This is a genomic window from Glycomyces salinus (genome assembly GCF_016428645.1).
GTDB lineage: Bacteria > Actinomycetota > Actinomycetes > Mycobacteriales > Micromonosporaceae > Glycomyces > Glycomyces salinus.
In genome coordinates this window covers 1-14124 of record NZ_JAELXW010000083.1, presented here as the reverse complement: position 1 = coordinate 14124, position 14124 = coordinate 1, and the positions used below count along the sequence as shown (strand labels likewise).

At 64.9% G+C, this 14124-nt stretch carries 13 protein-coding genes and 1 tRNA gene; 11 read left to right on the top strand and 3 right to left on the bottom strand.

The window, feature by feature from the left end; genetic code table 11:
• Nucleotides 1–30: 30 nt before the first annotated feature.
• Nucleotides 31–2613 carry an Hsp70 family protein gene (locus JFB92_RS19140; protein WP_199042539.1) on the top strand — a complete coding sequence of 861 codons (2583 nt, stop codon included), beginning with the start codon at nt 31–33 and terminating at the stop codon, nt 2611–2613.
• A 122-nt stretch (nt 2614–2735) separates the two neighbouring features.
• Here the strand turns inward: JFB92_RS19140 and JFB92_RS25755 are convergent, their stop codons facing one another.
• Nucleotides 2736–3134 (bottom strand): transposase, encoded by a 399-nt coding sequence (locus JFB92_RS25755; RefSeq protein WP_233163522.1) that lies wholly within the window; start codon nt 3132–3134, stop codon nt 2736–2738.
• A gap of 1131 nt (nt 3135–4265) precedes the next feature.
• On the opposite strand from JFB92_RS25755, the gene JFB92_RS19130 reads away from it, so the two are divergent.
• The 7 genes from JFB92_RS19130 to JFB92_RS19100 all read left to right on the top strand — a co-directional run bounded on the left by JFB92_RS19130 (nt 4266) and on the right by JFB92_RS19100 (nt 9542).
• The gene (locus JFB92_RS19130) at nt 4266–4775 is read left to right on the top strand and encodes a hypothetical protein (RefSeq protein ID WP_199042536.1); all 510 of its coding nucleotides are present in this window, start codon (nt 4266–4268) and stop codon (nt 4773–4775) included.
• Nucleotides 4776–4972: 197 nt separating this feature from the next.
• The gene (locus tag JFB92_RS19125; RefSeq protein WP_199042534.1) at nt 4973–6037 is read left to right on the top strand and encodes a peptidoglycan-binding protein; all 1065 of its coding nucleotides are present in this window, start codon (nt 4973–4975) and stop codon (nt 6035–6037) included.
• Nucleotides 6034–6681 (top strand): ABC transporter ATP-binding protein, encoded by a 648-nt coding sequence (locus JFB92_RS19120; RefSeq protein ID WP_199042532.1) that lies wholly within the window; start codon nt 6034–6036, stop codon nt 6679–6681. Before JFB92_RS19125 ends, JFB92_RS19120 begins: the two co-directional genes overlap by 4 nt.
• Nucleotides 6678–7784, top strand: a complete 1107-nt coding sequence (locus JFB92_RS19115) for an FtsX-like permease family protein (RefSeq protein WP_199042528.1) — start codon at nt 6678–6680, stop codon at nt 7782–7784. The genes JFB92_RS19120 and JFB92_RS19115 overlap by 4 nt, the downstream gene beginning before the upstream one ends.
• A 338-nt stretch (nt 7785–8122) precedes the next feature.
• On the top strand, nt 8123–8692 hold the full coding sequence (locus JFB92_RS19110; protein WP_199042527.1) for a hypothetical protein: 570 nt from the start codon (nt 8123–8125) through the stop codon (nt 8690–8692).
• Nucleotides 8689–9372: a hypothetical protein gene (locus JFB92_RS19105; protein ID WP_199042525.1), complete on the top strand. Its 684-nt coding sequence runs from the start codon at nt 8689–8691 to the stop codon at nt 9370–9372. The genes JFB92_RS19110 and JFB92_RS19105 overlap by 4 nt, the downstream gene beginning before the upstream one ends.
• A 93-nt stretch (nt 9373–9465) precedes the next feature.
• A tRNA-Thr gene (locus JFB92_RS19100) sits at nt 9466–9542 on the top strand.
• A 60-nt stretch (nt 9543–9602) separates the two neighbouring features.
• Here JFB92_RS19100 and JFB92_RS19095 read toward each other — a convergent pair.
• Nucleotides 9603–10181 carry a hypothetical protein gene (locus JFB92_RS19095; RefSeq protein WP_199042522.1) on the bottom strand — a complete coding sequence of 193 codons (579 nt, stop codon included), beginning with the start codon at nt 10179–10181 and terminating at the stop codon, nt 9603–9605.
• Between the two features lie 105 nt (nt 10182–10286).
• On the opposite strand from JFB92_RS19095, the gene JFB92_RS19090 reads away from it, so the two are divergent.
• Both JFB92_RS19090 and JFB92_RS19085 read left to right on the top strand, forming a co-directional pair.
• Nucleotides 10287–10787, top strand: a complete 501-nt coding sequence (locus JFB92_RS19090) for a TetR/AcrR family transcriptional regulator (protein WP_199042520.1) — start codon at nt 10287–10289, stop codon at nt 10785–10787.
• A gap of 152 nt (nt 10788–10939) precedes the next feature.
• On the top strand, nt 10940–11686 hold the full coding sequence (locus JFB92_RS19085; protein WP_199042519.1) for an SAM-dependent methyltransferase: 747 nt from the start codon (nt 10940–10942) through the stop codon (nt 11684–11686).
• Between the two features lie 71 nt (nt 11687–11757).
• Here JFB92_RS19085 and JFB92_RS19080 read toward each other — a convergent pair whose 3' ends face one another.
• Nucleotides 11758–12501, bottom strand: coding sequence for an SDR family oxidoreductase (locus JFB92_RS19080; RefSeq protein ID WP_199042518.1), 744 nt, complete (start codon nt 12499–12501; stop codon nt 11758–11760).
• Nucleotides 12502–12645: 144 nt separating this feature from the next.
• Between JFB92_RS19080 and JFB92_RS19075 the strand changes: the two genes are divergently transcribed.
• Nucleotides 12646–13506 carry an MmyB family transcriptional regulator gene (locus JFB92_RS19075; RefSeq protein WP_199042517.1) on the top strand — a complete coding sequence of 287 codons (861 nt, stop codon included), beginning with the start codon at nt 12646–12648 and terminating at the stop codon, nt 13504–13506.
• Nucleotides 13507–14124 lie beyond the last annotated feature (618 nt).

Here is a 14124-nt window from a genome sequence, read left to right as displayed (position 1 = left end):
CGAACCCGAGACTCCGGAGTAAGCACCAGCATGTCGGCCGAATACCTCCTCAGCGTTGACCTCGGCACCTCCCACACCGTCGCGGTCGTGGTGTGGCCCGACGGACGCACCAGGCCCCTGCTGTTCGACGGCTCCCCGGTCATGCCCTCGGCGGTCTTCCTCGACGAAGCCGGCACCATCCACGTCGGACGCGACGCCGAACGGCTCGGCCCGACCGCGCCCGAGAGGTTCGAACCCAACCCCAAGCAGCGCATCGGCGACGGCACCCTCCTGCTCGGCGACCGCGAGATCCCCGTGACCGCCGCGTTCGCCGCCATCCTCACCCGCGTCGCCCGCCAATGCGTCGAAGCCGTCGGCGGCCTGCCCAGGACCGTCCTGACCTGCCCGGCCGCCTGGAGCGAGCGGCGCCGAGCCGCCCTCCACGACGCCGCCGCCCAGGCCGGGTACGCGCCCGTCCAGATCATCACCGAACCGGTCGCGGCCGCCCACTACTACACGACCCGCCTGTCCCACCCGATCGCGCCCGGCCAGGCCCTGGCCGTGTTCGACTTCGGCGGCGGCACCCTCGACATCGCCGCCGTCGAACGCGCACCCGACGGCGCCTTCACCGTCCTGGCCGACGGCGGCCTGGCCGACCTCGGCGGCCTCGACTTCGACGCCGCGCTCGTCTCCCACGTCGGCGAGACGGTCAAACAGCAGGACCCCGAGCTGTGGAAACGCCTCGAACAGCCCACCTCGGCCTCCGAACTGCGCAACCGCCGCACCCTCTGGGACGACGTCCGCGGCGCCAAGGAGATGCTCTCGCGCTCCTCGGTCGCCCCCGTGACCGTCCCCGGCCTCGAACAAGCCCTCCACCTCACCCGCGGCGAACTCGACCAGCTCGCCAGGCCCCTGCTGTCGCGCGCGGTCGGCGAGACCCAGCGCGTGGTCGGCCTGACCGGCCGCGCGCCCGACCAGCTCGCCGGCCTGTTCCTGGTCGGCGGCTCCAGCCGCATGCCGCTGGTCGCCAAGGTCCTCCACGAAGAACTCGGCATCGCCCCGGCCGTCCTCGAACAGCCCGAACTGCCCGTCAGCGAAGGCGCCGCCGTCGCCGTGTCCGGCCCGGCCCCGCTCACCCCGCCGAACGGGGCCTCCCCGCCCGCCTCGCCCCCGCAGCAGCCGACCGCCCCCCACACCGGCAGCCTCCCGCCGCACGCCCCGCCGCAGGACGCCACCCTCGGCCTCCAGATGCCCGGACAGGACCAGCAGCGCAAACGCAAACGCGCCAAGATCATCGCCCTGGTCGCCGTCCTCGCGCTCCTGGCCGTCGCCGGGCCCCTGGTGTGGCTGTACTTCACCAACCCGTACAAGCAGCGGCCGTTCACCGAACTCGAAGCGGTCGCCGACCCGGTCGCCTACGCCGACCCCGAGAACGTCGGCAGCAGCCTCTACGAGGTCCGGGTGCGCGGCGACCGCGCTCTGTTCGCCTACACCACCGGCAGCTTCGACACCGAGCAGCTCCATCTCCAGGCCATGGGCACGGACGGCCAGGCGCTGTGGGACGACGAGCTGGTCATTGACGGCGAAGGCTGGGACGGCAACTTCTACGTCTCCGAGGAGCTCATTGCCTTCCGGCAGGAGGTGTACAACGACTCCTCCGGCGAGTACGTCTACACGTGGTTTTTCGTAGACTGGAGCAACGGCAGGATCCTCGAAGAGATCGAGAACGGCGCCGACACCGCCAATCGTAACGGCGACCATCTAGCGTTCCAGGAGGGCGACAGCATCCTGGTCTACGACAGATCGGGCGACGAGACGGCCTCCTGGAGCACCGGCTCCGGTGATGAAGCGCCGTCCATCTCGGACTGGGGCTCTGTCCGGCCCCAAGACGACCTGACCAGCGGATACGCTCCCCTCATCGGTGACGGCCGCTTCTGGTCGGTCACCGACGACGGAGCGGTCCACCTCTACGACATCGAGTCCGGCGATGCCTCCGAGTTCGACCCCGTCGAGACCCCGGACTCGATCTACTACGCCTATAACGGACTGATGTATGTCGCCGTCGAGAGCGAGACCGGGTACACCATCAACGTCTATGACTTCGAATCGAACCTCGAACCGGTCGGCTCTGATCGGGTCCGCAACCCCAGCGCCGACGAGAAGGTCGACGCCGTCTGGATCGAGATGTGCGGGGAGCAGCGCGTCTGCATCGCCGAAACCGACCCTGACGCGGCCGACGACACCCATACCTTCAGCGTCTTCGATGCCGACGAAGCCAGTGTCGTCCACTCCTTCGACGACGGGGACTACTACGACATTGAGGCCGTCGGCGACGGCTACCTCGCCGAGTTCTACGAAGGCGAGAACATCGTGACCCAGGTCTACGACAAGGATTTCGAGATCGTCGGCGAGCGGAAGAGCGAGACTTTCGCTGCAATCGACGGCGGCAGTGCCCTGTCCTGGGTCGGCTCTTCCGGCCTTGACTCCGGTCCGGTAATTGGACTCGGCGCCCGAGACGGCGTTCGCCAGACCCTCCGAGACAGCCTGGCCACCTACGACTGTTCGCCCTCGGACACCCACCTGGCCTGCTTCACCGAAGAGGGCATGCAGATCTACCGTTTCCGAGAGGACTGACACCCGGTCCTTCAAAGAGGGTGTTTGATGCACCTAACTGATAATTTGTTGGTTTTGGGTGGTGGCAGCCAGGAGGGTTCGGTCCGTCCACTGGGTCTTCGGCTCTTCAGGTCGATCATGGTCTAGTGGATGTGGCCGACTGACCGCTCGGGCAGGGTCTCGTAGTCGCGAGCCAGGCGCCGGTGCCGCATCAACCATCCGAAGGTTCGCTCGACCGGCCACCGTGGTGTCGACTCAAACCCTTTGGCCCCGCCCGGTTTCGGCGTGACCTGGAGGTCGATCCCGGACTCGTAGGCGTGCTGGGCGACGGTGGTGCAGTAGCCGTTGGCGACCAGAAGCGCCGCCACGCTCGGGTGCTCGACGGCGAGGCGGTCGACCAGGTCGCGCCCACCGGCGGTGTCCGAGGCGCTGGCAGCGGTGACGATCACGACCAGGACGAGCCGAGCATGTCGGTGACAATGTTGGCGCTTGCGGCCCTTGATCCGCTTGCCCGTATCGATCCCCTGAGCGTGTTCGGGCACGTTCGCGGAGCTCTTCACGGACTGGGCGTCGGCGATCGCCGAGCTGGGGCGGGTCGCGCGGCCCGTGGCTCTGAGGGGGCTTGGTGCGCAGCAGGCCGTGGAGGCGCTCGGCGGTGCCGTCGCGGTTCCAGGCCGCAAGGTACCAGTAGACGGTCTGGTGAAGCGGGAAGTCGTGGGGCAGGTACCGCCGCTGCACGCCGGTGCGGTTGACATAGAGAATCGCGCTCACGATGTCCCTGAGCTGGTACTTCGCACCGGACAGGCCGAGACCGGCCGCGACGCGGTCGCTCCGTCATTTAGCTACCACCGGCTCGAGCAGTTCTCACTTCGCGTCCGACCCGTCCGAGGGGTACGAGGGACGAGAGTCGTTCATGCACAGCCGAACGAGCGCCACCGGCCCTCAGGATACGTTGCCGCCCAGGGCAACCGATGAACCACGCAAATATAACGATTCAATAAACACGACGTCCGAGCTTGCGTCGCAATAGGATCACTGTTAGTGTCGCATAAGGCACAATTGCTGAGTGTTTGTCGGGTGTTGCAGCACCCGACAAACACCGAACACAACCGACGACAGGGAGGTTGACCATGTACCGCCGGTCGAATCAACAGCATAACTCAGTGCGAAAACGGAGGAGCTTCTACGGGACGGTTTCCGCTCTCGTGGCGACTGTATTCATGGTCTTGTTCGCAACGAGTCCTGCACACGCTGTACATACCAAGGGTCTCGGCGACCGGACCTGTGCCGGCAACGGCTACTACGCGATAATAGCCTCAGAAGCAACCGGAGTGGATAACGGCGGAGACATCAAGCACCAGTGGTACGTCGGAAGATTCACCGATTCTGATACCTGGCATTCGTACACACTGGCATGGCGTACCACACGCACCAATGACGCTGAAATTCAGAACGCCAGCGTTACTGCGGGCCATGTACACGACGGCTACACGGGGTGTCGGTTTCACTAGCGGATGGTCGGTATGAAGGCATACCGAGAACTCGCTAAACAGCTAAACCTGGTGGTCGAGCTCGTTCAAGTAACGGCTGTATAGTCGAGAGCCTTGATTACTCAGCGCTCGACCACCAGATCGCGACACTTGAACGGAACCTTATTCCAAGAAGGAAACTGAATGTATCGCGGCTTGTGCATTACTGTTCTCCTGCTTACATTGCTTTGCGGTTGCTCTGAGCAAGATTCGTCTACAACCCAGGAAAATTCATATGCCCCACCGGCTAGCCAATGGCCTGAGGATATGGAGAACTGCCTGACTGATTTGGGATGGGACGTGGAGATTGGTTCTGACGGAAGGATCTCAATTAGGCAACTACCCAACGAACAGGTCGACCAATACAACGAAGACATGCGCCAATGCGAAAGTCAGTATGGATACGACCTGCCAAGAGAGCCAATTTCTGCGGAGCAAGCCGAAGAGATATGGGATCGATTTCTCGACGCAGCTACATGCATTGAAAACCTTGGCTATGCGGTCGAAGATCCCCCTAGTAGAGAGTCAGCAATCGAGGCATTGCAGCAGGTTCCAATTGACCTTGGATGGGATCCTATGCAGCAAGTAAAATTGACCGGATCAGATTCAGATCTAGATCAAGCTTATAGTGAATGTGATATACCACAGCTCTGAATCCGTACTCTTTAACTGAACGGTTCATCCTAGTGCTAAGCGTTCCGAGCTTTTGACGTGGTGTCTACAGGTTAATATACCAAGGCTATTCGTTATTCCCGGATGCGTTGAAGTACTTGACCAGGAAAATCGGCGGTTGCCGCATTACGTGTCAGTAAGAGGGAGCCTCTGCCGCAATCATTTATACACAGGAACCAATGTACTTGAAATCCTTCTCAAGATACCCCATTTCAATGGTCTTGGCCGCCCTCGTGGTTTTTGTTGGCGGCAGTTGGGCTTTCTGGCAAGTGTTTTCCGGACCTGATCGTGATGACGTTGAGGTGGAACAATACATCCTCGCCGAGGCCATTATTGGTTCAGTTGAGCAGTCGTTGCAGCTCAATGTGGCCGCGAGTTGGTCGGCTATAAATTCATTCTCAACTCAGGCATCTGGCATAGTTACCGAGATAATGGTCTCGGGTGGTGACATGGTGGATCTAGGGGATATTGTATTCACAGTAGACCTTGAGCCTGTCATTGTTGCTGAGGGCGATATACCCAGCTTTCGTACACTTGCTGACGGCGATGAAGGCGAAGATGTCGTCCAATTGCAGCAGTTTCTATCTCGCCAGAACTATTATGACGATGAGGTAGACGGCATATTCGATTACCGTGTGCGTTGGGCAGTCCGTTCGTGGCAGGAGGATCTTGGGGTCGATATCACCGGCTCGGTTGATGCAGGTGCAATCCTCTTTCTGCCTGAGCTTCCGGCCAGATTGTCCCTCGCTGAAGATATCGAGATTGGCTCAGTGGTTGGCCCCGGGGCCACCGCAGTTGAACTGGTCCCTCCCAGTCCCGATTTCACTATTGAGCTGCCTGAGAGGCAGGCACAGTTGATCGAACCGGGCATGTCGGTGGACATCGTGGCTTCGGGAGCTACTTGGCATGCTGTTATCAATGATGTTCAAGTCAGTGAAAATGAAGCTTACACCGCGAGCCTTGACGCGGCTGAGGGTGATTCGATCTGCGGGGAGGAATGTGATGAGATCCAGTTCGGTGATCCGACGCTTCTGGCCTCTACGATCTACACCGTTCCAGAAACCAACGGGGTGACCGTGCCAGCTGCCGCGATCACCACAGATGCAACTGGCGAGACCTTTGTCGTTTCTGAGAGTGGCCAATTTATCCCCGTAGAGGTCCTGGCAGGGGCTGAGGGCACTGTCGTCGTCGACGGTGTTGAGGCAGGCGAGCGTGTCCGTGTCCCTGGCGGAGATGAGGGATGAGCGCTCTCCTCGCGGCCGAGGAGTTGTCGTTCGCCTATAGATCCGGCGAGCCGATCCTCACTGAGTGGTCTGCCTCTTTCTATTCTGGTGAAACCGTCGCGGTCACAGGCCCGTCCGGTGCGGGCAAGTCCACCCTGCTCTATTTGCTCGGTCTAATGCTCCGGCCTGGAGCTGGCCAGGTCCTGTTGGAGGGGGAGCCAGTCTCGGACCTCCCTGATGCTCGGCGTGCGGACCTGCGAGCGACCGAGTTCGGGTTCGTGTTCCAAGATGCCGCGCTCGACCCGACTCGCACTGTCATCGATAATATTGCTGAGACCGCCCTCTACCGTGGCCAGCCACGTGCCCAAGCACTTGCGGCTGCCGAGGTACTGATGGATCGATTCGGTGTGGGATTGCGCTCACGCCATCGTCCAGGTCAGATCTCAGGAGGCCAAGCCCAGCGAATCGCACTGTGTCGAGCGCTACTAGCCCGCCCCGCCATTATCTTGGCCGATGAGCCCACCGGGAACCTGGATCCTGACACCTCCCGGCTGGTGGTCTCGGTGCTACGCGAGCACGCTGCAGCTGGTAACTCGGTCATTATCGTCACGCACAACCACGATATCGCTGCTGCATGCGACCGAATCGTGGAGGTAAGCTCATGAAACGTGCGATCCTAAGGGAGGCCGCCGCCTCTGCTCGCAGCCAGATGGTCGCGAGCGGGCTCACTTTTGCTGTCGTGGCCGGTATGTGCATTGCGGTGCTGTTGACGACCGGACGAACCGTCGCTGCCGAAGAAGCCGCACTTGAAGCGATTGACGCCGCAGGGACCCGCTCAATTACTGTTCGCTCCTCCGACACCAGATCCCTAACCGCTGGTTTGCTGGACAGGTTGGTGACTATCGACGGCATCGAGTCATTGGCTGGTTTCGGACCGGTTACTGACGTGCGCAATGCGCACGTGCCTGACGGCGAACCTGTACCCTCCCGCACTGCCTTTGGGGAACTGGGGGGACATCGTCTAATCGAGCTCGATGGAGTTCCCAATGCCGCGATTGCCTCGGATGTAGCATCCGAGACACTCAGACTGCGAGACGGCGTTGGCGCTGTGACAAATGCAGACGGATTCGAACTCGAAGTGATCGGCTCGATCGCGATACCTGAACATCTAGGTTTCATGGACCGTATCGTGGTGGTGCCTTCCTCTACCGAAGAAGCCCTAGCCGGTACAACCCCAGACGCGCCAATATCGCTGCTGGTAGTCCAAGCGGATTCTCCGGGGCAGGTTGAGGCTCTAACCGAAGTGCTGCGTGAGTACCTATCAGACGCCGATCTCCAAGCAGTCTCGATCGAAACCTCCGCCGAACTGGCTGCCGTCCGCAGCGCAGTCTCCGGTGAACTGGGTCAGTATGGCCGTACCACTGTCCTGGGAATCCTCGCAGTCTCGGCATTGGTGATTGGCATCAATATCCTGGCGTTGGCCATCATGCGCCGTAAGGACTTCGGCCGCCGCCGAGCTCTAGGCGCGAGACGGAGTCTGATTATCGCACTATTGCTAGCCCAGGTTGGCATCACTGCAGGAATGGGGGCGGTGACGGCGAGCGTCGCCACAACCATGATCTCGGCCATGCTCAACTCACCGTTCCCTGGCTGGGGCTTCACCTCTGCTGTGGCAGCGCTCGGGACGTTGTGCGCGATGGCCGCAGCCATGCCGCCAGCAGTGTACGCTGCCCGCCGAGAACCACTACATGAACTGCGAGTGCCGTGAGGAGGTCGATCACGCTACGCCAAGGTCATCCTGGTCGCGGTCGGCGGCTCGACGCTTGGCGTCGCCGTTGGCGCGCTCCTGTCGACCTCGCGGAAAGGCCGCCGCGGACGCGTCGTCGCCGCCGCGGCGACCGCCTCCGTCCTGCTCGTCGCACCCGCGATGTGACTCTCGACCACCACCACCAAAGGCCCACCTGGCGCCGCAGCGGAGGCGGGCCCCGTCGTGCCGGCTCGCCGCCGACCCGGCCGCCCCAGGCCCGTTCTAGACGGCCTCCCTCACCTGACGGATTCGCGTACCTGGGCGAGTCACTGGCTGAGCAGGGCCTCATCGTCGCCGCTGTGGACGCGAACTTCCTCAACACGTGTCCGCTCGACCGCTCGGGCGGTCTGAGAGGGGTCGAGACCGCCCGCGGCTGGCTCCTCCTCGAACACCTCCGCGTCTGGGACGAATGGAACCGCGACCCCTCGAACCCCTTCGCGGGCAAGGTCGACACCGAGAACATCGGCCTCATCGGACACTCGCGCGGCGGCGAGGCCATAGCCGTGGCGACCTACCTGTCCCAGCGAGGCGGCCTCCCCGGCGAGACTGCCACCGAGGTCGCCGCATACGACGGCATCGCCATCCGATCGCTGCTGGCGCTGGCCCCCTCGGACGGGCAGTATCTGCCCGACGACGACCCGGTCCGGCTTCAGGATGTCAACTACCTGGTAATCCAGGGCTCCCACGACGTCGACGTGAACACCTTCGGTGGACTGAACCAGTACGAGCGGATCGATTTCACCGGAGCCGAACCGAACGTCAAGTCCGCTCTATACATCGGACATGCCGATCACAGCCACTTCAACTCCCGGTGGGGGAGGTGGGCAACGGCCTTCCCAAACACTTCCTGGACACCGGAACGCTCATGACCGCCGAGGACCAGCGGCGCATCGCCGAGGTCTACGCCTCGGCGTACCTGCGCGGCACGCTGAGCGGCGAGACTGAACGGCTCGCGATCCTGCGCGACCACCGCGCCGCCGCTCCGTACCTTCCCGAGGCCGAGTACGTCAACCAGTACGCCGACTCCGAGACGGCCTACGTGGACGAATCAGCGATCACCGCCGCCGGAGCGGTCGAGGGCGGGCCGCGTCCCTTGGCGCTGCGGAGCGGCCCAGGTGAGGACGAGGTCTTTGAGCTGTCCTGGGAGGCCGGCGCCGAGAACCCGGCCGTCACCGCCGAAACAGCCCCGGCGACCAGAGCCGACCTGCTGGTGTTCGACGCGCTGGCGGCGACCGAGGACACCGACGCAGTCCCCGAGGCGACCGTCAGGCTCACGGACTCCGGCGGCGACACCGCGGCCGTGCCGCTGTCCGACTTCATGCCGCTGCAAACGCTGGTGAACGGCCAGTATTTGAAGGCCGCCTGGATGCATCCGGCCGCCCTGACCGAACCGGTCCTCCAGACCTACTCGCTGCCGCTGACCGCCTTCGCCCAGTCCGAACCCGCCTTCGACCCCACCGAGATCGAGACGGTATCGCTGGCCTTCGACGGCGTCGGCGCCGCCACGGTCCTGTTCGACGACCTCGGCTTCGCTTCGGCCGAGGAATGAGCCGGGCGCCCTCTGCCCTGCGAAGAGTGCTGTGAGCCGTGAGCTCGGCCATTTCAGGGGCGCTCGGTCGGACCAGTACAATCGTGGGGTCACGCCGGCGTAGCTTTAATTGGCAGAGCGGCGCACTTGTAATGCGTAGGTTGCGGGTTCGAATCCTGTCGCCGGCTCCAGCAGGACATTGAAAGCGGCCCGGACCCCCTGGGTCCGGGCCGCTTTCTGTTCTCGGTTCCTCAGGCGGCTTCGGCCGCGCGCTTCCAGAGCGCGACCGCGAGCCAGGCCACCGCAGTCGCGAGCAGGGCCAGCGAGAGTTGCAGCGCCAGTTCGGGGACGAAGGGGCGCAGGTCGATGGGCAGGACCGCGACCGAGTAGAGCACGAGCGGCACCCGCGGGGCTCCCGCGTTGCGCCACAGGGCGGCGGCGAACACCAGGGTCGCAATGATGAACAGCATCGATATCGACACGAGTGCGATGTTGAGCGGACCGGCGAGGAGTTCGTCGATCTGCGCGGAGTCCAGGTAGGCGAACACCAGGTTGGTCACGATCTCGACGCCGGACAGGGCGGCGAGCGCGGCGAGGTTGGCGATCAGGCCGACCAGGAGGAGCGGTCCGCCGTCGCGGCGGGCGGCGGCGTACAGGCCCAGCACCAGGCCGATCGCGAAGATCTGCGCCAGCGGGGCGACGAGCTGGGTGAGCGCCGAGGACGGCAGCAGGCCGGCATGGTCGGCGGCGTTGACCAGGATCACCGCGGCGCTGAGCCACCCGGCCACGGCGGCCGTGCGCAGTTCGCCGCGGATTGCGGATACGGACATGGAAACCTCCGAGGAGTTGGAATAACAACTGTTATCTATAACGATTGTTATGCTGGAGGCGAGGGGCCGTCAAGTGCCGTCCCGAAACGAGACCAGGAGTTGACCGTGCCGACACCGACCGTCGCCGAACAGCTGATCGCGGGGGGACGCGACCTGATCGACCGGGAGGGAGCCGGGGACCTCTCGGTGCGCCGGCTGGTCGAGGCCGCGGGCCGATCGACGATGTGCGTCTACAGCCACTTCGGCAACCGGAAGCGCCTGCTGGCCGAGATCTACCGCTCCTGCGCCGACGAGCTGCTGGCCGGGCTGCGGTCCGGCGCCACCGTTCCCGAACTCGCCCGCGGCTACGCCGCCTACGCCGCCGAGCGGCCGCGGCACTTGCAGTACCTCTTCGCCTCCGACCTCCAGCACCTCGGGCTGGACCCGGCGCTCCGTCTCGACCTGATCGACGCCGCCGTCGGCCTCGTGGCCGAGCGAATGGACGGCGCCTCGCGGGCCGAGGCGGTCGACGCGTGGCTGCGGATGCATGGGGTCGCCTGGCTCGACAGCATTCAGCGGCTCGCAGGGCAGGAGGGCCGGTTCGCGACCGCGCCGCAAACCGATTGACCTGAGCAGCCGGCGGCCGTAGCGTCAGCCGCAAGCGAACGCGATCCACTCGAGCGAGGTGCATCTGATGAGGGTCAATGCGACGGCGGCCGGACACGTCCGGCCCCACACCGACACCGTCATCACCTCATTCGAGCAAAGGACTTCCACGAGTGGATCTTCCACGCAAATTCGTCATCCGCGAGAGCGGCCACCGCATCCATAACCCGTTCGACCACCGCAAGCTCGCCGATCTCGGCGAAGCGATCGGGCTCGAGGCGGGAGACCGCATCCTCGACCTGGCCAGCGGCTCGGGCGAGATGCTCTGCACCTGGGCCCGCGACCACCGCAACACCGGCACGGGCGTCGACATCAGCTCCGACTTCACCGCCGGGGCCCGCGCCCGCGCGGCCGAGCTCGGCGTGTCCGAGCGGGTCGAGTTCATCCACGCCGACGCGAGCGGCTACATCGCCGCCGAACCGGTCGACGTGGCGGCCTGCATCGGCGCCACCTGGATCGGCGAAGGCCTGGCGGGAACGGCCGAACTGCTCTCGCGCAGCCTGCGGCCGGGCGGCATGATGCTCATCGGCGAGCCGTACTGGCGCCTCGACCCGCCCGACCAGGAGACCGTCGCGCACTGCCACGCGAGCAGCCGCGACGACTTCCTGCCGCTGCCGGACCTGGTCGAGCGCTTCGGCGAGCTCGGCTACGACGTGGTCGAGATGGTCCTGGCCGACCAGGGCAGCTGGGACCGCTACGCGGCGGCCCAGTGGCTCAGCATCCGCCGCTGGCTCGACGCCAACCCCGACGACGAGCTGGCCGCCGAGATGCGCGCCGAACTCGACACCGCCCCGTCGAGGCACGTGCGATACCAGCGCGAATACCTGGGTTGGGGCGTGTTCGCCCTCATGGCCCGATGAATAGGGGCCGCCCTCGGGCCCGGCCCACCGGCGGGACCGAGGGCGGCCGGTGCCTCCGTCGCTCGACCGTGTCAGACCATGCCGCCGTTGGCGCGCAGGACCTGGCCGTTGACCCAGTGCCCGCGTTCCGAGGTCAGGAACTCGGCGACCTCGGCGATGTCGGTCGGCCGGCCCAAGCGCTCCAGCGGGCTCGCCGCGGCCAGTTCGGCGAGCTGCTCCTCGCTCCTGCCGTCGAGGATCATCGCGGTGGCGGTCGGGCCGGGCGAGACGGCGTTGACGGTGATGTCGCGGCCGCGCAGCTCGCGGGCCAGGATCATCGTCATCGCCTCCACGGCGCCCTTGCTGGCCGCGTAGGCGGCGTAGGTCGGGAAGTAGGCGCCGATCACCGAGGTCGAGAACAGCAGGATCGACCCGCCGCCTCTGACTCGGCGAGCTGCCTGCTGGGCGACTACGAATGAGCCGCGGATGTTGGTGCGGTGCAGCGCGTCCAGTTCGTCCAGGTCGATCTCGGCGATCGGAGCGAGGGACAGGCGCGCGGCCGAGTTGACGACCACGTCGACCCCGCCGAAGCGCGACTCGGCGGCGGCGAACATGTCGGCCACAGCGTGCTCATCGGCGACGTCGGCCTGGAACGCGAGGGCCCCGGACCCCGCCGCCTCGGCTTCCTTGACCGCAGCGGCGGCCTCTTCGGCGTTCCCGGCATAGCCGACCACGACCGAGTGTCCTTGCTCGGCGAGACGCCGCACGATCCCGCGGCCGATGCCGCGAGAACCGCCGGTGACGACCGCGACGCGAGTGCCGGTTTCGGAGCTCATTACATTGATTCCCTTCGTCGAATGCCGGATGTGGGAACAATCTTGATCCCGAATACCGAGGTCAGAGGCGGTCATGTTGACCCAGGGGTTGCCGGCCCCCCTCTAGCGCCGTGCCTTCGTGCCACGGCGGGGGATGATTGACGGATGAACGCCGCCGAACTCGCCGCATTCCTGCGCTCGAGGCGCGACCGGATCCGGCCCTCCGACGTCGGCCTGACCGAGAACCCGCGCCGAAGGGTCCCCGGACTCAGACGCGAGGAGGTCGCCTTCCTGGCCAGCGTGTCGATCGACTACTACATCGAGCTGGAGCGGGGCCGCGGCGCGCAGCCGTCCGCGCAGATGCTGCTGGCTCTGTCGCGGGCGCTGCGGCTGAACCGCGACGAGCGCGACCATATGTTCCATCTGGCGGGCCATACGTCCCCGCCGCCGCAGGCGCCGCTGCGCCAGACCGATCCGTCGCTGCTGGCGCTGTTGAGGCGCCTCGACGGGACTCCGGCGAGGATCATGACCGACCTGCACCGGCCGCTGGCGCAGAACCGGATGGCGGACCTGCTGCTGGGGGAGATGGCGACCGGCGGAGAACCTAGCTATACCGACAGCGTCCTGTACCGGTGGTTCGCCGTCCCTGTGGCGAGGGCGATCTACCCGGCGGTCGACCATCCTCGGCATTCGAGGTCGTTCGTAGCCGACTTGCGGGCCATGCGGGCGAAGCGCGCGATGGCGGGAGACGACGAGGAAGTGGAGAAGATGATCGCCGAATTGTCGGCGATCAGCGAGGAGTTCGCCGGGCTCTGGGAGTCGAGGGACGTGGGGCTGCGGCGCTACGACCGGAAGCGGCTGGTGCACCCGGCGATCGGGGAGATCGAGCTCGAATGCCACCATCTGTTTACAGAGGACGGAAGGCAGCGCCTGCTGTGGATGGCGGCCCCGGAAGGCGGTGAGGCGGCCGAAAAGCTGGACGACTTGGCCCGCCAGACGGAGCCGGTGGCCTCGGTGGGGAGCTGACCTGCCGGTTTGAAGGTCCGGGCTTGTCATTCGAATGTCCACGAACGTCCGCGTGTAGAGGCGATGCAGTGCCGAGGCACATCGCCGCAACTCCTGATCCCCGCTGGTGCGGGGTGCCCTGAACTCGAATACGCCGCCGAAGTCGTTGCCCGGATTTCATCCCCGTTGGCGCGGGGCGGACGAGGAGCTGCGGCAGATCGGCTCCCATGACCTGGGCTCATCCCCGCTGGCGCGGGGCGGACTCTTGAGCTGTGAGTTTACAGCGCTTATCTCGATTTCACCATCACTCGGGAGTGGCTATCCATATTGTCCTAGGCAGATCTGGTTACCCACTCCAGCCGATCGCCGTTGTTCACTCCCGTCGTGGCGAAGTTTCCCCGCGCGCCGAGGTGGCCACGCTTTCCTTGGTCGCAAGGGTGTCGGCCTCGATCTGGGATCGGAGTGCTTCGGCGGCCTGCTTGCTCGCGTTCGGTGTGGGGGTGAGTTCGTCTGCTGAATTGGTGGGGTGTGATCCAATCCACGGAAGTGGCTGAGGGGTATTTACGGGTCGCACACTGTCGCATTACACCGTTCGCGTGGGTTCGCTCCCGCTCGGGCCGGATCATCACCTACCGGCGA